Source organism: Rhodococcus koreensis (assembly GCF_900105905.1).
Lineage (GTDB): Bacteria > Actinomycetota > Actinomycetes > Mycobacteriales > Mycobacteriaceae > Rhodococcus_F > Rhodococcus_F koreensis.
Map to the genome: position 1 here is coordinate 8583270 of NZ_FNSV01000005.1, position 21276 is coordinate 8604545.

21 protein-coding genes are annotated in these 21276 nt (G+C 63.6%); 7 read left to right on the forward strand and 14 right to left on the reverse strand.

The window, feature by feature from the left end; all coding sequences use genetic code 11:
* Nucleotides 1-27: 27 nt before the first annotated feature.
* Nucleotides 28-663, reverse strand: a complete 636-nt coding sequence (locus BLV94_RS43790; RefSeq protein WP_072941404.1) for a TetR/AcrR family transcriptional regulator — start codon at nt 661-663, stop codon at nt 28-30.
* A gap of 86 nt (nt 664-749) precedes the next feature.
* Between BLV94_RS43790 and BLV94_RS43795 the strand changes: the two genes are divergently transcribed.
* Both BLV94_RS43795 and BLV94_RS43800 read left to right on the forward strand, forming a co-directional pair.
* Entirely contained in the window at nt 750-1316 is a 567-nt protein-coding gene (locus BLV94_RS43795; RefSeq protein ID WP_072941402.1) for a VOC family protein, read from the forward strand.
* 25 nt (nt 1317-1341) lie between these two features.
* Nucleotides 1342-1980, forward strand: a complete 639-nt coding sequence (locus BLV94_RS43800) for a carboxymuconolactone decarboxylase family protein (protein WP_072941399.1) — start codon at nt 1342-1344, stop codon at nt 1978-1980.
* 29 nt (nt 1981-2009) lie between these two features.
* Here the strand turns inward: BLV94_RS43800 and BLV94_RS43805 are convergent, their stop codons facing one another.
* The 13 genes from BLV94_RS43805 to BLV94_RS43865 form a co-directional block, all read right to left on the reverse strand.
* Nucleotides 2010-2645, reverse strand: a complete 636-nt coding sequence (locus BLV94_RS43805; protein ID WP_072941396.1) for a VOC family protein — start codon at nt 2643-2645, stop codon at nt 2010-2012.
* A 75-nt stretch (nt 2646-2720) separates the two neighbouring features.
* Nucleotides 2721-3479, reverse strand: coding sequence for an SDR family oxidoreductase (locus BLV94_RS43810; protein ID WP_072941524.1), 759 nt, complete (start codon nt 3477-3479; stop codon nt 2721-2723).
* Between the two features lie 781 nt (nt 3480-4260).
* Complete coding sequence (locus BLV94_RS43815; RefSeq protein WP_072941394.1) at nt 4261-4743, reverse strand: VOC family protein; 483 nt, start codon at nt 4741-4743, stop codon at nt 4261-4263.
* A gap of 65 nt (nt 4744-4808) precedes the next feature.
* Nucleotides 4809-5894 (reverse strand): branched-chain amino acid ABC transporter permease, encoded by a 1086-nt coding sequence (locus BLV94_RS43820; protein ID WP_072941391.1) that lies wholly within the window; start codon nt 5892-5894, stop codon nt 4809-4811.
* 86 nt (nt 5895-5980) lie between these two features.
* Complete coding sequence (locus BLV94_RS43825) at nt 5981-6871, reverse strand: branched-chain amino acid ABC transporter permease (RefSeq protein ID WP_072941388.1); 891 nt, start codon at nt 6869-6871, stop codon at nt 5981-5983.
* Nucleotides 6868-7620 carry an ABC transporter ATP-binding protein gene (locus BLV94_RS43830; protein ID WP_072941386.1) on the reverse strand — a complete coding sequence of 251 codons (753 nt, stop codon included), beginning with the start codon at nt 7618-7620 and terminating at the stop codon, nt 6868-6870. The genes BLV94_RS43825 and BLV94_RS43830 overlap by 4 nt, the downstream gene beginning before the upstream one ends.
* The gene (locus tag BLV94_RS43835) at nt 7620-8429 is read right to left on the reverse strand and encodes an ABC transporter ATP-binding protein (protein WP_083395847.1); all 810 of its coding nucleotides are present in this window, start codon (nt 8427-8429) and stop codon (nt 7620-7622) included. Before BLV94_RS43835 ends, BLV94_RS43830 begins: the two co-directional genes overlap by 1 nt.
* Nucleotides 8426-9553 carry a substrate-binding domain-containing protein gene (locus BLV94_RS43840; RefSeq protein WP_072941384.1) on the reverse strand — a complete coding sequence of 376 codons (1128 nt, stop codon included), beginning with the start codon at nt 9551-9553 and terminating at the stop codon, nt 8426-8428. The genes BLV94_RS43835 and BLV94_RS43840 overlap by 4 nt, the downstream gene beginning before the upstream one ends.
* Nucleotides 9554-9858: 305 nt before the next feature.
* Nucleotides 9859-11004: an Rv3169 family protein gene (locus BLV94_RS43845; protein WP_244163780.1), complete on the reverse strand. Its 1146-nt coding sequence runs from the start codon at nt 11002-11004 to the stop codon at nt 9859-9861.
* Nucleotides 11005-11024: 20 nt separating this feature from the next.
* Entirely contained in the window at nt 11025-11402 is a 378-nt protein-coding gene (locus tag BLV94_RS43850; protein WP_072941382.1) for a hypothetical protein, read from the reverse strand.
* The gene (locus tag BLV94_RS43855; protein WP_244163781.1) at nt 11399-12283 is read right to left on the reverse strand and encodes a phosphotransferase family protein; all 885 of its coding nucleotides are present in this window, start codon (nt 12281-12283) and stop codon (nt 11399-11401) included. The genes BLV94_RS43850 and BLV94_RS43855 overlap by 4 nt, the downstream gene beginning before the upstream one ends.
* Before the next feature lie 119 nt (nt 12284-12402).
* On the reverse strand, nt 12403-13620 hold the full coding sequence (locus BLV94_RS43860; RefSeq protein WP_072941377.1) for an acetyl-CoA hydrolase/transferase family protein: 1218 nt from the start codon (nt 13618-13620) through the stop codon (nt 12403-12405).
* The gene (locus tag BLV94_RS43865) at nt 13617-14492 is read right to left on the reverse strand and encodes a cyclase family protein (RefSeq protein ID WP_072941374.1); all 876 of its coding nucleotides are present in this window, start codon (nt 14490-14492) and stop codon (nt 13617-13619) included. Before BLV94_RS43865 ends, BLV94_RS43860 begins: the two co-directional genes overlap by 4 nt.
* 696 nt (nt 14493-15188) lie before the next feature.
* On the opposite strand from BLV94_RS43865, the gene BLV94_RS43870 reads away from it, so the two are divergent.
* The 5 genes from BLV94_RS43870 to BLV94_RS43895 all read left to right on the forward strand — a co-directional run bounded on the left by BLV94_RS43870 (nt 15189) and on the right by BLV94_RS43895 (nt 21275).
* Nucleotides 15189-16508: a metal-dependent hydrolase family protein gene (locus BLV94_RS43870; protein ID WP_143051468.1), complete on the forward strand. Its 1320-nt coding sequence runs from the start codon at nt 15189-15191 to the stop codon at nt 16506-16508.
* A gap of 10 nt (nt 16509-16518) precedes the next feature.
* Entirely contained in the window at nt 16519-17385 is an 867-nt protein-coding gene (locus BLV94_RS43875) for a sugar phosphate isomerase/epimerase family protein (RefSeq protein WP_072941371.1), read from the forward strand.
* A 611-nt stretch (nt 17386-17996) separates the two neighbouring features.
* Nucleotides 17997-19013, forward strand: coding sequence for a thiamine pyrophosphate-dependent enzyme (locus BLV94_RS43885; RefSeq protein ID WP_167372220.1), 1017 nt, complete (start codon nt 17997-17999; stop codon nt 19011-19013).
* Nucleotides 19010-19987, forward strand: a complete 978-nt coding sequence (locus BLV94_RS43890; RefSeq protein ID WP_072941363.1) for an alpha-ketoacid dehydrogenase subunit beta — start codon at nt 19010-19012, stop codon at nt 19985-19987. Before BLV94_RS43885 ends, BLV94_RS43890 begins: the two co-directional genes overlap by 4 nt.
* A gap of 28 nt (nt 19988-20015) precedes the next feature.
* A complete protein-coding gene (locus BLV94_RS43895) occupies nt 20016-21275 on the forward strand; it encodes a dihydrolipoamide acetyltransferase family protein (RefSeq protein ID WP_167372221.1) in 1260 nt (419 codons plus the stop codon).
* The last annotated feature ends 1 nt before the right edge of the window (nt 21276 follow it).

Here is a 21276-nt window from a genome sequence, read left to right on the forward strand (position 1 = left end):
GGTTCTCGGTGGGGGAGCGCGCGGCGCTCAGTTCCGGTCGAGACCGAGTGCGCCGAGGCACATCTGGTCGAGGGTGTCGAGCAGGGCCGCCTCGTCGGCGTCGTCACCCTGGATCAACCACAGGTACAGGGTGTGGTCGACCATGGCGGCCATCGCGCGGGCCGCCAGCACCGGGTCGAGAGTGGCGGTGACCAGTCCGTCCTGCTGCCAGCGTGCGATCGCGCGAGAGGTCCGGTCGATCAGCTGACGGCGGTGCTCGTGACGGAGTTCGCGGAATTCGTCGTTGAACGTCGCGACCTGTTCGACGATCGCCATCAGCGGGGCGTTCCGGCGATAGGACTGATAGTACGAGCGGTTCGACGCGACCAGTTTCTCCGCCGGAGACAAGTCGCCTTCGGTCGGCTCGCGGCGGTGCATGTCCTCGAACAATCGAGTGCTCAGCTCCCGGAACACTTCTTCCTTCGACTCGAAGTAGCGGTAGAAGGTGCCGTAGGAGACGTTCGCCTCCTGGGCGATGTGTTCGACCCGGGTGTCGGGGAATCCGACCGTCTCGAACACCTTCCGGGCGGCGTCGAGCAGTGCGTCGCGTGTCTTGCGGCCACGCGCGGTCAGGGTGTCGACAGTGGCCGGCGTGGACGGGGTATTGACAGATGACTTGCTCACAGACAAACTCTCCCAATAGATGACATGACTGTCAAGTCATTTTTGTTCGCTTCTCGCGACGACTTCACCACATCGGAAGGACCGCCATGAGCAATCCGAACTCCAAGTACGAACTTCGGGGTATCAACCACCTTGCGCTGGTGTGCTCGGACATGCAACGCACCATCGATTTCTACTCGGGCGTCCTGGGCATGCCCCTGATCAAGACCATCGAGCTGCCGGGGGATCTGGGCCAGCACTTCTTCTTCGACTGCGGCAACGGCAACACCATCGCCTTCTTCTGGCTGGCCGATTCCCCCGAGGCCGCGCCCGGTCTCGCCGCCCCCAAGGGGCTCCCCGACGAGGGTGAACTCGCGAGTGCGGTCGGGTCGATGAATCACGTCGCGTTCGCGGTGCCCCCGGAACAGTTCGACGAGTACTACACCCGCATGCAGGCCGAGGGAATCAAGGTCAGTCGGGTCCTCAACCACGACGACAGCTCCGCCGGCGTGTCCCGGCACGTGCACCCGGGCACCTTCGTGCGCTCGTTCTACTTCCAGGACCCGGACGGCGTACTGCTCGAATTCGCCTGCTGGACGCGAACCTTCACCGAAGCCGACGTCGCGCACAAACCGAAGACCGCAGCCGACCGGCGCGTACCCACCGCATCCTGACCGCCACCGTCCGAAAGGAAAAGCCGTGCCCCGTCTCCGTCAGGTACCCCGCGCCGAAGTCACCGACGAGAAGATCCTCTTCTTCTACGATCGACTGTTCGGACCCGACAAGGATCCCGCCGTCGATCACGGCACCATCCACGCCACCCCCGGCGACTGGTGGACCGTGTTCGCCCAGTCACCGGACGTGTTCCGGCACGCCGTCCGCGGATTCTCGCTCTACCGGAACGTCACCCTGGACCCCCTGTTGCGTGAACTGGGGCAGGCCAGGGCCGGGTACGCACGCGGGAGCCAGTTCGTCTTCTCCCAGCACTGCAAGCAGATGCGATCCCTCGGGGCGCCGGAGGAAAAGATCGCGGCCCTTCCGCACTGGCAGGTCAGCGACTGCTTCTCCGCACTCGAGCGGGCGGTCCTGGCCTACACCGACGGCCTCGTCTACGACGGCGGCCGGGTGCCGGACGAGGTGTTCGCGGTCCTGAAAGCCCACCTGACGGATCCCGAAATTCTACAGCTGACGTACATCACCACCCTCTACGACATGCACGCCACGATGTGCCGGGCCCTCCGCCTCGAATTCGACGACCGGCCCGAGTTGATCGCCGAGGTCGAGATTCCCGCCGGCGTCGAGGTCCGCGACCTTTCAGCCGACCTGTCCGGAGAATGACGACTCGCTCCGCTACCCATCGCCGCTCCTCACGTGGGTAGCTCCGCCCCGGACTGCTCGGCGGCCATGTACTCGGCGTACCAGTCGGGCCAGTTCGGGTCCTCCTCGCCGGTGCGCTCTTCGTGCCGGCCGTGGGCGGCCGCCGCCCGGCGGAGCGCGGTCGCCAGGTCGCGTGCGGAGCCGAACGACGTGGTGGCCGTGTCGATCCGCCCGGGAAGCCTGGTGGTGACCTCCTGCAGCAGCCAGGAATTGCCGTCGGGGTCGCTGAACGACGCCAGGGAGGAGTAGCTGCGGCGGTCGGGGTCCGGCCCGTCTGCAGGCCCGTCCGCGCCGCGGTGGAACACGCTGACCGCGACGCCGGCAGCGACCAGCTGGTCACGGGCGACCTCGATGTCGGAGACGATGAGATATCCCTTGGCCGAACCGGGTGCGGCCGTGGTGAGGTCTGCGCCGAAGTGAATCGAGGCGTCGGAGCCGGGCGGAGTGAACTGGACGACGCCGGAGTCGGGCGGTGTGACGTCCTGTCTCCAGCCGAGTCTGGTGTAGAACTCGGTGGCGCGGTCGACGTCCGAGACGGGGAGGACGACGACCTCCAGCTTCATGTCGACGGTCGGGACATTCGTGGTGCTGGTTGCCTCGTCGGTGTGAACTTCGTTGGTGCTCATGGGTTTCCTCTCGCGATGTGTCGGGGATCGATCGAACAGGTCGTGCGAATCGCTGCGTCTGTCGTCGTGCGGTCGTCAGAAGACGAATTGCTGGCCGCCGTCGATGTCGTACGTCGCGCCGGTGAGTGCCGTGTTGCTCATGATGTGGACGGCGAGGGCTGCGACGTCGGCAGGGCCGACGACCCGGCCGATCGGAAGCTTCGTCCGCAACTCGTTCCGCCGTTCGTCGAGCCGATCACCGAGCAGCGATGCCGACAGTGGGGTGTCGACGAAGCCGGCGGCGATGAGGTTGACGCGAACCGGCGCGAGCTCGAGAGCGAGGGCCGCCGTGAACGGGGGCAGTGCGGCCGTGGCGGCGGAGGCAATCCCCAGGCCGTGACCGATGCGCCGGCCGCCGGTGCCGCCCATGAACAGCAGCGTGCCCCCGGGCCGCATCTTGTTCGCCGCATTGCGCGCGACCTCGAGCCCCAGCACTATGTGCTCGGTGAGCTGCCGGCGCACCTCGTCCGCGTCCATCTCGAGCAGGGGAGCGTAACGCGGGCCGCCTGCCGTCACCAGCACATGGTCGATGGGTGTCGGCAGGTCCTCGAAGAACCTCCGCAATGCTGCCGGGTCGGTGGCGTCGAACGCTGCGGTGCGCTGTGTGCCGACGTCTGCCGCTGCGGCCTCGAGCCGGTCGGGGTTGCGCCCGGTGAGGATGACGTCGGCACCCTCCATCCGGGCGCGTCGCGCTGTCTCGAGCCCGATGCCTGCGCTGCCGCCGATGAGGACGACGGTCTGTCCGGCCAGTTCCGGTTCGCGTTGGATGGAGACTGGTGTGGTTTCGCTGGTCACGATTTCTCCGATCGGTATCGTCGGCCATCGATCACCGGGATTCGCACGCGTGGCGCTCTCACGCCGATCGACCATGTCGGCGCAGTCGGGGAGAGCACCTCGCAGTCCGGCACCGCGCGACCTCGAGTCGCGGGTCGGTGTCCGCCTATGGAAATGTTTCTACAGTCGTCGTGGCCGGGCAAGGGGCGGCACCAATCGCCGTCGATTGATCTCGGCGACACCAGGGTGGGATCAACCATCGGGACGTGGGTCTGGTTTCCCAGCCGCCGCTACCGGATGGGCGTGAAGGTCGTCAGTCTGTTCCAGCGGCGCGCCGGTGGTCTTGGGGCCGAACATGGCGACGATCACGTCCGCTGCGACCCAGCGCGCTGGGACGGGTACGAACATCGCACGCGCCCGACTTGGATCGCCATCAGGTTGTCGTCCCATCGCGGCAATCGAGCGCGAGGATCACGTGTCCAATTGGCACCGGACCGCATCGCCACTCTCAGCGGTCCGACGGAAGATTCTCCGTGCGACCCTGCATATTGGCCAAGGCCACGTGAGGCGAGTTGCGGTCCTCATCATCGTGGCTACCTGACGCGCGCCGGCAACGGAAAGCAGTTGAGGGCGATCCGAAGTGAGCCAGGAGGAGTCCGGGCCGATGCGGACGGAGAACTCGTGGTCCACGACCCCGGTCTCGGGACCCGAGAGCCCGTGCGGACCTGGTCGAGCGTCGGCCAACTCGGCGGCGCTCGACCAGCCAGCGTGTTTACGTCACGACCCCGGGAGGTCATTGGCCTCAGACGACGAATCCCCCCGGTCCCATCATCCCGGTTTGAATCCATTTCTCGAGATCTTCCCGTGCGGATTCATCGACGAACTCGAAGCGAACCCCGCCGGTAGTCTTCGGGTTCGTGTACCACGCAAACGTGGTTCCATCGGGGTTCAAAACCTCGCCATCCGATTCCACTCCGGAATCGAGATACCGCTTCTTGTTGTCATCGATTTTCGGGTCCCACATGCCGATGTGATGCACGCCCTCCCCGTGACCAGCGGAATAAACTCCGTCACCCTTGGCTTCGAGCAGTTCCATATAGGGGGGTCCTTGCTGAGAATACGTGACTCGCAGGTCGAACTCGTGCTCGTCGGGATCGACCAGTCTATTGAGATGCACTTCGGTCGGCTCATGGAAGGTAAGCCCAAAAAGCTTCCCGTACAGCGTGATTGCGCTATCGATGTCGCTGACGAGAATTCCGTAGTGATAGACGTTCGGTGATTCCATGTGCGTTCCTTTCGGGACTGCGATTAAATTGGGCGGCGGGAGGGCGGTGCGAAACCTGCCTTCTCCTAATGCTTCGTCCTGATCTCATCCACCCCAATCGGTTCATCCGGAGGAAGAATGAGTGTATTTTCGTTCATGCTCCGAGGTCGCATTGTCCGGAGCCGGGAGTTGGCACGGTCGACAAGACCGACTATGCCATCTGGAAAAAACAGCACAATCAGGATGAACAGAAATCCTAGGACGACGAGCGGTTCGGACACTGTGCGACTTGCCCATTCAGGTAGCCCGTCGAGGACGCCGGACGTAGAAAGCTCGGGCAGCCTCAAAGTGAGGATTCCGTATATGAGGCCACCGATCGCTGCACCCCAGATCCGGCCGCGTCCGCCCAATACCACCATGACGATCAATGCAAGACTGAAGTGCACTGATGCGCTGGACGGATTGGCGCCCCGCGCAACCAAGAGATACACCGCCCCGCCCGCCGCCGCGATCACGCCGCCGAAAGCATATGCAACCAGCTTGTAGCTGTACGAGAACAACCCGAGACTTTCGACCCGATCCTCGTTCTCGCGGATCGCTTGCCAAACCTGGCCACAACGAGACCGCGTCGCCATCCACGCCAGAAGGTAGGCGACCACGGCGAATGCGAGCGATAGCCAGTAGAGCCAGCGGACGTCGCGGGCGCTGGCGAGCAGGTCGGGGATCTGCTCGAAGGCAACAGGCAGGCCCTCCTCGCCGCCGAAAATCCCCGCAGGATCAACCAGGAGCAAAATGTAGAAGGCCTCGCCGAACGCCAGCGTGACCATCGTGAAGGCGACCGCCTTCACGCGAAGGGCGATCGCTCCCAGCGCGGTATTGACCAGCCCGGACAGCGCGATGGCAAGCGCTGCAGCGGAAAAATACCCCAGGCCTGCGTGCATCAGCAGGTTGGTTGCGTAGATTCCCAGAGCGAAAACCAGGGCATGACCAGCGCTCAGCAGGCCGGTGTATCCGAATACGACATCGAAAGATATCGCGACACCAGCGAATACAAGGCCGATCGACAAGATGAGCAGAGAACCGGAACTCGACAACTGTCCGGGGAGAAGGATCGGAATCGGAACATCCAACATCGGTAGAGCAGCCAAAACGAGAATGACCGTGAGGCCCACTCGCGCCCCGACGGAAATCCGCCTCGGGTGCAGCTTTCCCGGACTCCGGTCGACGGGCAACCGTGTCTGGGTACTGGATAACGGAATCATGCTGATGCAACCCTTCCGAGCAAGCCCTGTGGGCGCAGTAAGAGCACAGCCGCAAGCAGACCGACGACGGCGATGTCGCCCAGTCCGGTGCTCACGTAGAAGTTCACGATTTGCTGAGTGAAGGCGACGAGAGCGGCAGCGATGGCAGTGCCGCCGATTGATCCGAGTCCACCGATAATCACCACGATGAAAGCGAAGATCAACAGATTCGGACCGAGAGCAGGAGTAATTCCCGTGAAGTAGACCGCGCCCAGCGCGCCACCCAGGCAGGCCAAGGCTGCGCCCAGTACGAACACGAAGGTGAAGCTCCGCGCGACGTCAATGCCCAGCGCCTGAACCATCCGCCTGTTCTCCACACCTGCGCGGATGATCAACCCATACTTGCTCTTCTTCATGAAGAACAGCAAGCTCACCAGCACCAAGGCTGATATACCGAAGATAAGGATTCTACTGTTGGGAATGCGTCCACCGAGGATCACCGTGACGTCGGTGAACCAGGCCGGCTGTGCGATCGATTGCGGCGAATACGAGAAAATACCGCCGATGAGCCCCTCCATGACGAATGCGAGCCCCAACGTGATGAGGATCTGTGTGAGGTGATCACCGTAGTTGCGCGCTATCAGCGTCCGCTCTACGAAATATCCTAGAACGCATCCGAATATGACCGCCACAACTGTGGCGACCGCGAAACGCGCAGCGAGGGAATCTATCAAGTCGAACCGGTCCATGACGACCCAGGCCGCATATCCGCCCAGCCCGAAGATCGCGGCATGCGCAACATTCAGGACGTCCATCAAACCGAATATCAGGGAAAGCCCTGAAGACAGGAGGAAATACAGGCCCGCGAGACCGAGGCTTGTAGCAGTGAGGACGATGAGGGTTGTCATCGTGCAGACCCCTTCCCGATCGTGTTGCTGTCGCGGGAAGACGGCGCGACACCGAGGTAGCGCTGCGTGAGATCCGCATCCGCAGCCAAGTCCTCCATCGAACCGGTGAATACAACTGCGCCGTGGTCCAGCACGATGGCATCGGTGGCCAAGCGCTGCGCGACTCGGATGTTCTGGTCGACCAGCAAGATTGTGGTGGCGCTGGCGGCCTTCGCCAGAGCCTCGACTACCTGGCCGACCACGATGGGCGCCAATCCCTTGCTCGGCTCGTCGATGAGGAGCAAGCGGTTCGGGTTCAGGATGGCACGCGCGATCGCCACCATCTGCTGCTGGCCGCCGGACAGCGCTCCCGCCCGCTGAGCGCTCCTGCGCAGCAAGTCTGGAAACAGTTCGTGTACGAGGTCCAGTCGTTGGGTCGCCTCCGGTGTCCGCGCAGCCAATCGAAGATTCTCGGCGACAGTCAACGTGCCGAATACCTCGCGGTCCTCGGGCACGTATCCGATACCTCGGCGGACCAGGTGGTGGGTCGGCACGCCCAAGATCTCTTCACCATAGAGCCTGATGCTGCCGCTGCCCTCCAGCAAACCGAGAATTGTCATCAAGGTTGTCGTCTTCCCCGCACCGTTGCGACCGAGCAATGCGGTGACACGACGTGGACGTACCTCGAATGACACACCTTCCAGAACATGTGCTTCGCCGCGGTGTACCTGAAGGTCTCGCACGGACAGGGCCGCGTCGCCGGCGGACATCAGAACTCCGGCCCGAGGTAGGCGGCTTGGACCCGCGGATCGGACATCACTGCGTTCGGATCATCGCACAGGAGAAGACCGCCGTCTTGCATGACGGCAATACGATCTGACGCGTCGAGAACCAGATCCATTCGATGCTCGACCATCACCACCGTACGGCCCGAGTCGTGCACTGCCCGTACTACGTCGATCAGCGCGTGGACATCCTCGGCCGAGACGCCGGCCGTCGGTTCATCCAAGAGCAGGACGCGGGGGCGCGCGCACAACGCGAGGGCTATCTCGAGCTTCCGCTTGTCTCCGTACGGTAGGTCGGACACGATGTTTCCGCCCATGTCGTGCAGGCCGACCTCTTCGAGGTGCTCTCGCGCACGCTCTGTGGCTCGATCGTGGGCCGATGGCCTGCCCCAGAGGTTCATGCTGCCGCCCAGCGCAGCCTGGGCTGCCAACCGTGCGTTCTCGAGGACCGTCAATCCCGCAAACAGGCTCGATGTCTGGAACGTCCGTCCCAGGCCGCGCCGGACACGGTGTGCGGCTCCCATCTTGGTGATGTCCTGACCATCGAAGTGGACTGAACCCGATGAGGGGCGATACACCCCTGACAGGAGATTCATCAACGTGCTCTTGCCGGCCCCGTTGGGCCCGATAACGGTGAGAAACTCGCCACGCCGGACACGGAGTCCGACATTGCTGACGATGGCGAATCCGCCAACACTCCAGGAGAGATCGACTGTCTCGAGCGCATATTCGATCGCGGGTCCCAGTTCCTGTGAGGACGGCAGCGTCCGGGCAAGTGCTGCAGTATCGTTCATGGTTTCGCTACCTCACTGCCGACGTTTCCTACTGTGTGGGCGACCAATTCGCCATCGCTGTCACTGAGCGAGACGAGGTACATGTCCTGAAGTAGGGCGTGGTCACCCGAGCGGATTGTCATAGGTCCTTTCGGTGCCTCGAATGACCACCCGTCGAGTGCCTCGATCATGCCTTCGACGTCGTCGGGGCCCGCAGTGGAGAGTGCGTGCACGATCTGCTGCGCGGCGACGAATCCGTCGTGGGTGGACAGGTCGGCATTTGGTACTCGCTCAGTCAGGCATTCGTTCATTTCGCCGCCAGGTGCGCCCGGGTAATAGTGCGTCACGAAGTTGATCTTCTCGGCAGCGTCACCATAGATTGACCAGTGCGGCTTCTCGACCAGCACGCTCGCCACCGTGGTCGTGTCCAAGATTCCTTGTTGCGACATCGCTTGCCACATGGACGGAGCCCCATCGCCGTAATAGACGACAATCAGTAGATCGGGCTTCAACTCGCTGATTCGCCGCGCGTAGGGCGTGAACTCATTCGTGTCCAAAGGCACAAGCACTTTCTCTACTTCAGATCCGCTCGATTCGAGGATGCCGGTGATCGTAGAGGCGTACTTCTGTCCGAATGCGTAGTCCTGGGCAAGTACTACCGTCTTGTTATTGTTCTTCTCGAGGACGCTGCTCAGGGCAGCCGCTTCCTGATACGCCTGTCGCGAGGCGCGGAAAGTGTTGGCGTTCAGACCGGTGACATCATCGATCCCCGCGGCACCGGAGATGTACAGGAGATTCTGCTGTTCGGCGAAGTGGCCGAGTTGCATCGCGGCGGCGGACGATGTGGTGCCGGTGAGGATGTTGATCCCGTCACCAACCATCCTGGTGGCCGCGGCGAGTGTCTGCTCGGGATCGCCGCCGTCATCGGCGTAGACGAATTCGATTGGCTTGCCGTCGACTTCGTTGGTGCCTTCGGTGCTGCAGTACAGGCCGGCCTCCAGCCCGTCCTTGATCATGTTTCCGTAGGTACCGAACGATCCGGTGAGCGACGTTGTCACGCCCACTCGTATCGCATCTCCCGATGTGCCGGAACCCGTCGAACTGCAAGCGACCAACCCGACCGACGCCAGCAACGCTGCGGACATAACACACGCGCCTCGCCGTGCACTCCGTAAAATCACCACAATTTGCCCCTTCAGGAAGATTTTTCGTTGCACGAAATGCCTGCATCTGAGGAATGCGACTGGCCGAAATCGCTCCATGCTGCGTCAGAAGTGGTCAATCTCGTGGTCTTCGACCGAATTTTGATTGGTTCGCCATGGTCACAGGAGATTTAGAATTCATGGACTCGAAATGCGTTCCGATTATCGGAATGTCGCGCGTAATGACTGAAGTCAAGGATTTCAGAAAGTTTCGCTGTACGGTCCATACCGTCCTGGCCCGGCGCTTCTCAGACGAGGAGGTTCCAGCCCTTCCTGCCCGACACGCATACTTCATAGGCCACGGGGTCGATAGTCTGGTATATTCCGAGAGCGGTCTGACCGTCATCACGTGTGACACGGCAGAGATGCTCGTCGAGGCCGCGGATGCCGATCCGGGTCTCCGGTCGGCTCAGATCATACGTTTCCCCCTCGGTCAGGTCGGGGCCGGCATAACCACCTTGGTGGATGTCGCGATCCGGTGTGCCGCCGTACATTCCGCATCGCAGATAGGCCGTCTGCTGACCTACCCGCTCGTAGTGGAGTTGGACTTGCTTGCCGTTGTCGAACTCGTAGTCGACGATGGCTTCGACGAAGATGTCCGTGTCCGGCTCGAACCGGAGCCGGCGGGTGGGCTTGAAAACTCGTGTCGAACCCGATGCCGGGTCGCCGAATGGGTAGAACAGTCGGTCGCCCCACAGCGCCCAGTCCGGAAATGCCACGAACGCGTTGCCGTTGGTCCCTACGTGCAGGCGACCTCCCAGAGACAACTCCGGTCCACCGACACCGCGGCCGGTGCCCCAGTGGCGATCCCTCGTGCCTGCGGCATTCGGACCCAAAGTGGTTCGCTCGCCCTCGATGTCGACCCATCCGGTCACCGATCCGAAGCATTCGAATCCGCTGGTGACGTCGTTGCGGCGGCCAGTCGGAAAGCCGTGCGCAGAGTCCGACAACGGCTCGCGAAAAACTTGCCGGGTGGTGTCGTGGAACGTCAGATCGTAGCTGACCCCCCACTCGTTCGGCTCGAGGACGTAGCGCCACTCCCGCAGACCGCGAACAATCGTGGGCACGATCGGTCCCACGCGCAGGTCGGTGCGATCCGCTCCGATCGAGCGGAAACTTCGGACCGTGGTATGTCGGCCTTTCGAGTTGACGATCGCGTAGGCCTCGGCCCGGTCGAGGTTCGGATAGAGGCTGCCGCCCGTGGCGATCAGTAACTCGCCGGTGTCGTCGTGGATCACCACCCAGTGGCGCTCATACGCCCGGGGGTCCCCTGTCCACATGACCCGCACCGGATCCGGGGTTTGGTGGACGAAATAGTCATCTATCGGTGACAGCGGAAACTGCTCGGCCAAGTGATTGTCGCCGGAGATCGATTCTGGTGATAGTGCGTTCACGTTTGTCGCCTTTCTGGCTGTCAGGCGGGATCGGTGGCAACCCGCCACTGCAGGTACTGTCCGATCTCGGCCCGACGCTGTCGAAACTCGGGGTCTCTGGGAATGGTGGAGATGAGCTGAGCCAACGATCCTCGTAGCTCCTCGTTTCGCGCGGCGACAGCTGTGATGTCGGTCGGGACAGGTTCCTGCGCCTCGGCGCCGTTCAGGAGTTCGGTGAGCCGCGCGTTGTCGTCCAGGAGGAAAGGCAATGCCGTGTCCCATGATGTGGCAACCCGCTTGATCAGTCGGCGCGCGTTGCTCAGCAATTCGGACGTTTCGGCCGGAAGCGAATGGGATTCGTCAGCGAGATCGAGAAGCCGATCAACTCCGGACAATTGCTCGTGAATGGTCGGTCTCACCGGAAGTCCTCCTTGACTACGAAATCAAGCAGTGTGGAAAGCACCCGGCGGGTGGGACGAAACGGCTCGTCGCTACGGCCGTCGATAAACGATCGCAGGCCGCTGACCTGCATCACCGCGGTCTTGAACGTCGAAAAGGCCTGCCACCATCGGAGGCTGCTGCGGTCGACGTCGAATCCTGTGGCTTGCTCGTAATGCGCGATCAGGTCGTCGGCATCCCACGCTCCGTCGATCAGGTGCTCCGCCCTGCGCAGGGGCTGCGTCACCCAGCCGAGGTCCTCGAGCGGATCGCCGAGATGAGCCAACTCCCAATCGAGCAGTGCGGTAATCCGATCACCGTCCAACAGAATGTTGCCGGGCTTGAAATCGGCGTGGACCAGAGCGGTGCGCGCCGGTTCGGGTGCTGACGCTCGTAGTCCCGCAATCGCAAAATCCAACTCGGGCAATGGCTCCAGCTGGTTTTGACGCAGAACCTTCTCCCAGGCGTCGAGTTCGGCAGGCGCACCGAGCTGGCCGGAACCATCGAGTACCGCTGACAACCCGAGTGCCTGCCAATCGGTGCTGTGGACTTGCGCCATGAGGTCGCAGAAGCTTTCGGCAAGGGCCCGCCGCTGAGTGATCGAGCGTTGCGAGTCCGAAAGCACCCGGTAATCGCAGTCCCCCGGGCACCGCTGCATGATCAGCGAGGGCCGGCCGAGCCATCGCCCGTCGGCGTCGAGCCAGCGGGCACCCGGGGTTGGCAGATCGCTGTTCTCCAGTATTCCGAGCAAAGCGAACTCCACGTTGCGGTCTGTGTCGACCAGGCCTCCGTCCGGGTCGCTGCGCAGGATCAAAGGCTCGCAATGCTCGGTGCCATTGTGGTCGGTCACCAGGTCGAACACCCAATTGTCCCGGGACCTGCCGACACCGATGCGGTTCAGGCCTACTACTCGAGCACCGGCCCCATTCAGTTGGTCGGACAGGAATCTGGTGAGACGGTCGTCGATTTCGGATGGTGGTGTCATCGTTGTTGTCCGTTCTGTTCGTGAAGGCTCGATCGGTGCTGAGGCGCCGCGATCGCGATCATGGCGTCGGCGCGTTCGCGCAGAGTCCGCCCTCTGAGATCGACGACGCCGAACTCGGTGGCCACAAAGTCGATGCTCGTTCGCGGCGTCGTAACGGTCGGGGGCTGCAGTTGTCGAACGATCCGGGAGGTTCGTCCGCCGTTTGCCGTCGCAGCGAGCGCGACGATCGATGCCCCGCCGGGCGAGCGCTGAGCGGCCCGCAGGAATTCTGCTTGCCCACCGGTCGCTCCCAGATATCTGCTGTCGATCTCTTCGGCATTGACTTGACCGGTGAGGTCTACCTGCAGTGCCGAGTTCACTGCGAACAGTCGCGGGATCGACGCTGCGGCTGCCGGACCGATTACCTCGGCGACCGGCCGTACCCACGCTGTCGACGTGGCGATGTGTTCGTACAGTTCCTCGGAGCCCGCGGCCTCACTGATGATGACCGAACCGGGCTCTTCGCAGAGTGATCCAGCGCGATGCAGATCCAGCAGCCAGTCGCCGGCGAGGGTCGATCGAACACGCAATCCGCGGCGTGCGGTCAGCGCCTTCCCGATGGCTGAGGGGACCGCGCCGATGCCGAGTTGGATGGTCCCGCCGTCAGGGATCAGCGGCAGGATATGCCTGGCGATTCCGTGGTGATCTTCATCCACTGCTGGTGTGGGCACAATCGGAAGAGGCCGGGACGTGTGGATAACGGCACCGAACGTGGAGGCCGGGAGTGTAGGCGCGGACGTGGTCGGCATCGCGGCATTGACCTCGGCCACCACGGTTCGTGCTTGCGAGATCAGTTCGTAGGTGTAGTCCATCGCCATTCCCAAGCCGTGGCATCCCTGCGAATCAGCGGGGGACACTTGCATCAGGAGCACGAGGTTGCTCCGGGCACGCAAAGGCAACAGGCGTGGCAGGTCGTCGAAATTGCAGGGGATTACCTCGGCGTGGCCGGTGGCCGCGAGCTTGCCGAGCGGCCCCATGGCGCCGAAGGACACGAGCGGACGCTGCGGCGCGGATCCTATGAGCGCATCGCTGTGGCTGAGTCCGACGAAGATCTCGACGTCGCGTGGGCAGGCCGCGAGAAGCTGATTGAGCAGTGGCGTCGGCTCCCCGACGCCTTGCGCCACCACAACCAGGTCTCCGGGCCGCACGAGATCGGCAGGCCAGTTGATGTTCACAGGACCGCCACGGGCGTTACCGGAGTTCCGGTAGAGCCGACGAGGAGGATCGGAGCGAATAGCAGGAAGAACGTCGAACGGTCGAGGACTGACAGCGCCTCCGCGAGTTCCGCGAGATCCAGGTTCTCGATCAGCGGCACGCCGAACTGGTGGAGGAGCACCAGATGCGCCGGAAAGCCGGGTTCAGCCGATTGCTGTTCGACCGCGTAATTGTCCGCACCGACCAGCGCCACGTCACGGCTTGCGAGCCAGCGGGCGGCCTCTTCGGTTATGCCGGGTTCGTCCGCGAAGTAGGAGTCGCTCGATCCCTTCGATTCCCACCACCCGGTCCGGATCAGTACAGCGTCGCCCGGCTCAACCGACACGCCGGCTTCGGAAATGCCACGCTCGAGGTCTTCCGGGCCGACCGCGGTCTGCGGGGCGAGCGGCTGACCGGATGCGCGTACCAAGTCGACGAGAATGCCACGGGTGGCGACCGGTGCGAGCTTCTCGGCGCCGCACCGCTGTGCGCCCTGCGTACTTCTGGTGAGGGCCGACGAATGCCCGTTGTAGAGTTCGTCACCCGACCACGCATGGGACAGCGCGTCGACGTGAGTACCACTGTGTGTCGCGAATTGCACTGTGTCCTCGGCGAATTTGAATCCTCCCGGCGTGCGTGCGCCGAGCGCGTAGTCGCCGGCGTCGCGGTTCATGAACCGCGACGGCTGCTGCCGGTGGCCGGGCGCAGGTGTCTTCGGGCCGAGAGGTTGGGCCAGTGACAGCGTCTGTCCGGTGGCGACCAAGCCCGCGGCTCTGCGCGTCACGCCGGTTGTGACGAGATTGAGCGCACCGGCTTCGTCGTCGGCGCCCCATCGTCCCCAGTTGTTGCTCATGCGCAACTCCGATCCTGTATCAGTTGTGCCGGCGCCAGTGCCGGCGCGTGTTCGCCAAGACCTCGACGCACCAGTTATCCGGTCACGACGTCGAGCCGTGATGGCACATTGCGATCTATCTCCTCTTGGGGTTCCGCTCCGCGAGCCCGCGACGGTGAACCGGCAACCCTCAATCTCTCGGGTTTTCGAAATTCGTTTCGCGTATTCGAATGCTAGCGATCCGCGCACGGCGACGTCAAGGGTCTGGGCGGTGGGCGTCTTCGGACCGCTCGGGGTCGCCTGCGCCCCGCGTGCGTGAATTGCCCCCGCCCGGCGACTTCAGCGCAACGGCGCGATAAGCGAAGCGGGAGAAGTCAATTGCATGCGAGCACGGCCCAGGACGTCGGACCCGTCTACTGCGCGACGGCAGTGATACGGAAGCAGGCCGTGCCGGTGTCAAGTCTGCCGACTTGCCTCATCGCGACTATCCGGCCAATGCGGGATTTCTCTTGACAAGCCCCACGGTCCGGTGACAGATTTCACAACTAGGAAAATGATTCCGAATTTAGGAAGACTGCGCAGGGGTCGCATTCCGCTCACCGAAGCGACGCTCGAAGGGCGCCTTATGCCCCTGGAAGTGGAACGGACAATCCTGTTCGGGCCTTGCCGCTGCGCTTCACCAATCCTGGATTCCCCGAGGCTGAGAAGGAGAAAATCGTGACGATCAAGCTTCGCAACGCACGGCTGATCGATGGGACGGGGACAGAGCCGTATCTCGCCGAAATCGTGATCGAAGGGCAGAGGATCGTAAGTGTCGCTGCCGAGGGGACCGGCGAGCGGCAGGACTCCGACGCCACAGTCGTGGACGTGGGGGGCGCCACGGTCATGCCGGGACTGATCGATGCTCACTCGCATCCGAGCTTCCTTCCCGAGATCGACCTTGCCAAAATGGGCAATTTGCCGGTCGAGGAGCACACGTTGCTCACCGCTCGCAACGCGCGGCTGATGCTGGATCAGGGGTTCACCAGCATTCTGTGCGCCGCATCGGCGAAGCCACGACTGGACCTGGTCGTCCGGAACGAGATCAACGCGGGCAACCTGATCGGACCGCGCATGCTGGTCGCGTCCCCCGAGCTGACCGTCACCGGAGGAGTCGGCGATGTCCGGCTGCCGCACATGCATCGGCAATCCGTCGAACACGTCTGCGATGGCGTGGATCAATTCCGCCAGACGACGCGGTGGTACATGCGTGAAGGCGTCGACCATATGAAGCTCGACATCTCTGGTGACGAGTTCATTCCCTATGCCAAAGGTCGCATGACCACCATGACCGACGAGGAGGTTGCCGCCACGTGCCAGGTGGCCCACGCTCGCGGAAAACGCGTGGCGGCACACGCCCGAAGCGCGGAATCGGTGAAGATGTGCGTCCGCCACGGCATCGAGATCATCTTCCATGCCGATTTCACCGACGAGGAAGGTCTCGACCTGGTGGCCGAGAACAAGGACAAACACTTCGTGGCCCCGGCCTTCGGCTTTCTCCACACGTCGAGGTACGAGGCCGGCGACTGGGGGCTGACCCCGGAAGTCACTGCTTCCATGGGTCTCGACGAACAGTTGGAGAGCCTGATCGCGAACATGATCGAGCTCAAGGAGCGAGGAGTTCGAGTGCTGCCTGGCGGTGACTACTTCGTGCCCTGGAACCCGATGGGCAACAACGCCCGGGACCTGGAGCATTTCGTCAACTTCCTCGAGTTCAGCCCGATGGAGGCCATCGAGTCCGCGACCCGCCTCGGCGGCGAGCTGATGCTCCAACCGGACGACTTGGGTTGCATCAAGGCCGGCTACCTCGCTGACCTGCTGGTTCTCGATGGTGACCCATTGGAGGACATCGCTATCCTGCAGAATCAGTCGACGTTCACCGGCATCATGAAGGATGGTGTCTGGCATAAGGAACCGCCGCTTTCTCGCAGCGGTGATGTGGCGAGATGGTCGATCAGCGGGTCCGCGGCGGGCGCCCCCGAACCGGTTCTTCGGTAGGGGTAAGGGAATGATCGAGGTGAATGGTCGCCAGCAGTATGTGGTGCTGGCCAACATGACCACTGTGACGACGGCCAGCTTTCGAGAACGCGTCGAGGTGGCGGCGGCCGCCGGTTTCGATGCGCTGGGCATCAGCCTGGACACGTACCGTCGGGTCGTCGCGGAGGAGATGAGCCCGACGGAGATCCAGGCCGTCGTGGTAGCCAACGGTCTGGAGATCGTCGAGCTCGAAGCAGTATTCGGGTTTGCCGTTCCCACGGCCGAGACCGGCGTGCCGTTCGGCGGTGGGCTCGTCTACACCAGCCCGGACGACCTGAACGAGTTTTGGGCCATGGCCGAACTGTTCGGCGCACGGCACCTGCAAGCTGTCGGGGCATTCGATCGAACAGATCTGGAACCCGACGTCGTGGAGCGATTCGCATCGCTCTGCGACCGTGCAGCCGACGTCGGGCTGGAGATCGCTCTCGAGTTCGTGCCCACGACCAATATCCCGGACGCCGCCACGGCTCTCTCGATCATCGAGCAGTCCGGCCGGGACAATGCCGGCCTTTGCGTCGATTCGTGGCACCACACACGCGGAGCGAACGACCTGGAGATGCTGCGGTCGGTTCCGTCTCGACGAGTCACGATGATCCAGATCAACGACGGTCCGAAGGATCCCGCCGATCCTGACTTCTTGGTGGAGACCCTTCACTATCGGGCGGTGCCGGGCACCGGCGACTTCGACCTCGACGGTTTCGTCGACGCCGTGACCGAGGGTGGTGTGACCGCATCGGTGTCCGTCGAGGTGATTTCGGACGAACTCGCCCGACTCGAACCAGCCGACGCAGCACGCCGCTGCTACGACGGCGCGATCGACGCGCTGGCAGGTAAATAGGTTCGTGCGCGCCGGGCCAGAATGAACCCAGGGCGTACATCGCTGGGTCCACAGGCATACCTGTGTAGGAAATGCAGGTAGTGAAGCAGGTAGATCACCGCCGTCACACTCGCCGCGTGATTGTGAGTCTGATCGACATGAACACACGGTCATGCCTTTTCACAGGGTTCGGTCTCCACGCTCTTCGTGGCGCCGGGATGCATACGGCCCTTATCGTTCGGGCGGAATCATTCAGGCACGCAGATCAATAGCTAGCCGGTAAGCCGGCGGCCCACGGGCCTCCGGCTCGCCGGCATGTGGTGCTACACGAGACCGAAGTGGGGGGCCGCGGAAGAAATGAGGGTTGACATGGCGTACCCGAGCGACAAGTATTCGATGTTAGGAATTCGATTTCGAATTTACGAAGACGATCGCCGCGGTCTGCTCCTAGGGAAGCGGTGCCGCCAGCGAGACGCGGCCGACCAGGACGCGGATGGGGCGAGTGCTGACCGCGCTATCGCGGACACCCTTCCCCGACGGCAGAAAAGGACGTCATGAACGGTACAAATACGGCGAATGCCAGTGCGTCAGCGCACGTGCTGACGCCTGCGCGGATACTCGACGAGAACGGAATGCTGGTAGGGGAGCCGCCGCAGATCGAGCCGGAGCGCCTGCGTGCGATGCTGCGCCTGATGATGCTTGGACGCCGCCTGGACCAGAAGGCAATTTCTTTGCAGCGCAGGGGGAAACTCGGCACCTACCCGCCGCTGTCCGGGCAGGAGGCCGCCGCGGTCGGCACGGCATACGCGATGGATGCCGAAGTAGACCACTTCGTGCCCCAGTACCGTGAACAACTCACGATGCTGCACTGGGGATTGCCGCTGTCTACCTATCTTCTGCAGCGGATGGGGCACCCCGCGGGCTCGGCCCTGCCGTCCCACGGCCGGTTGTGGCCGCAGCAGGTCGCGCTGGGTGCGCACCTGCCTCACGCGGTCGGGCTCGCATGGGGAATGCGACTGCAGGGCAAGCCGGGCGTGGTACTGACCCAGTTCGGCGACGGCGCCTCCAATGAGGGCGACTTTCACGAGGCGTGCAATATCGCAGGCGTCAAACGTGCGCCACTCGTCATGGTGTGCCAGAACAATGGCTGGGCCATCTCGATCCCGTGGCATGAGCAGTCGGCCGCAGAGTCCGTGGCGTCGCGCGCAGCAGGTTACGGGTTTCCGGGGATCGCAGTCGACGGTAATGATGTGCTCGCGGTCTACACAGCCGTCGCGGATGCGCGGACCCGTGCCGAGGCCGGCGACGGCCCGACACTGATCGAGGCGCGATGCCATCGGCTCGGCGCCCATTCGACAGCCGACGACCCCAAGCGCTACCGACCCGCCGACTTCGACGAGCGGGCAGCCGAGGTTGATCCGATCCACCGGTTCCGGACCTACCTCGTCCGCCTCGGACAGTGGGACGACACCGCTGACGCCGACACGATCGACTGGTGCGACGACCAGATCGCCACGGCAGTTGCCGAATTCGATGCCACGCCGCCGCCCGACCCCGGGCAGATGCTGCAGCACCTCTACGCAGAGCCCGATGTGCGACTGCGTCGCCAGCAGGAAGAACTGCGTAACAGTATCGAGGAGAACCAATGACCGGCATGAACATGGTGGAAGCGGTGCGCAGCACGCTCGAGGCAGAGATGCGCCGCGACGAACGGGTTGTCCTGCTCGGCGAGGATGTCGGGAAGTCGGGCGGCGTCTTCCGGGCGACGGACCGGTTGCAGACGGAGTTCGGGGCTGACCGCGTCTTCGACATGCCGACCAGTGAGGCGGGGATAATCGGGGCCGCCGTCGGGCTCGCCGGCTCGGGCCTGGTGCCCGTCGTCGAAATGCAGTTTCTCGGCTTCACTCAGCAGGGGTTCCATCAGCTCGGCAATCAGCTCGCCCGGATGCGCTATCGCACAAACGGTGCTCTGACAATGCCGGTGACCATTCGCGCGCCCTTCGGCGGTGGCGTACGCACCCCAGAACTCCATTCCGACGCCTTCGAAGCGCTCTTTGCCCACAACCCCGGGATGCGGTTGGTCGCCCCCGCGACGGCAGCGGACATGAAGGGGTTGCTGGCCACAGCAATTCGGGATCCGGATCCGATCTTCGTCCTCGAGCCGCTCCGTGGCTACCGGCTTGTGCGGGACGACGTTCCCGACGGTGACCACCTCGTCCCGTTCGGTAAGGCGCGCATCGCACGTGAGGGGACCGACGTCACCGTCATCGCGTGGAGCGCGATGGTCCAGGTCGCAATGGAGGCCGCGGCTGCTGCCGCTGAGCAGGGGATCGACGTGCAGGTCATCGATCTGCGCTCACTTGTCCCGCTCGATTGCGACACCATACGTGAGGCTGTGGCGCGCACCGGCCGAGCGATCGTGGTTCAGGAGGCTCCCTACACCGGCGGGTTTGCCGGCGAGGTCGCCGCTACCGTCGCTGAAGAGGCTTTTCTGCACCTCGAAGCCCCGGTCACCCGCGTCGGCGGATATGACATCCCGTTTCCCATGCCCCAGCTCGAGGATCACTACATCCCCGACGCGAGGCGAATCTTGCGCGCGATCCGCGCTGCCGTCCATTTCTGAGGATCGATACATGTCTTACACATTTCACTTGCCCGACATCGGCGAAGGCATCGCAGAGGCGGAAATAATCCGATGGCTCGTCGGCCCAGGAGACCAGGTCGTAGAGGACCAGCCCGTCGCCGAGATCGAAACCGATAAAGCGCTGGTAGAAATGCCCTCCCCGGCGACCGGTCAGGTCGCCGAGCTCTGTGCACCTGAGGGTGCCATGGTCCGGGTCGGAGAACGTCTCATCGTCATCGACGATGGTGACGATGGCGCGGCCCCCACGCCGGCCGAGCCGGCGCAGTCCGTTGACGGCGAGGCAGGCGCGCCGCCGGCCGGCTCGGCCGATCACACTCCCCAGAGTGCAAACGGATCCGGTGCGCAGAAGCGGCCACTGGCAACACCGGCGACCCGGCGGCTCGCCAGAGAGGTCGGCGTGACCCTCGAGGGCCTGGTGGGCACGGGGCCCGCGGGACGCATCAGTGACGACGACGTTCGCGCTGCCGTTCGCGGAGCGCCGCAGGAGAATTCCAGCGCGGCTGGGGCGGCAGCCACCGAGCGCTCGCTTCCGGAGTCCGGATCCCACCAGCCGGCTCGTCTCACAGAAGACCAGCGAATACCGGTCCGGGGGTTGCGCCGGCGTACCGCGGAGGCGATGGTCCGTGCACTCCGCGACATTCCGCACACTGTCGCGATGCACCACGCGGACGTGGGGGATCTGCTCGCCCTGCGCAAGACGCTGCTGCCCGGAGCCGAGGCCAAGGGAATCGGCCTCACACTGACCCCGTTCCTGGTGAAGGCCACGGCGCTCGCGCTGGCCCAGTTCCCCATGGCCAACGCCAGTTTCGATGACGCAGCCCAGGAAATCATCGTGCGGGCACGGCGAAATGTCGGGTTTGCCGTCAATACCCCTGACGGCCTTGTCATTCCGGTGGTCAAGGATGCCGATCGGAAGCCGCTGTTGGCCGTCGCACGCGAGGTGGAGGCCCTCACCGCCGCGGCACGGACCCGAACGGTGGCGATCGAGCAGATGCAGGAGGGCACGTTCACCATCAGCAATCACGGGCCGCTCGGCGGGAACTTCGGTACGCCCATCATCCGCGCACCCGAGGGCGGCATCCTGGGCTTCGGGCGCGCTACGCCGCAGGCCGTCGTCCGCGACGGCGAAATTGTCGCACGTACGTTGCTGCCGATCTCGTACTCCGCCGACCACAGGCTGGTCGACGGCGACGTCGTGATCGGTTTCTGCCAGGCACTTATCACGCTGCTAGAGGCGCCGGTGCAGCTTCTCGTCGAGGAAGGATGAC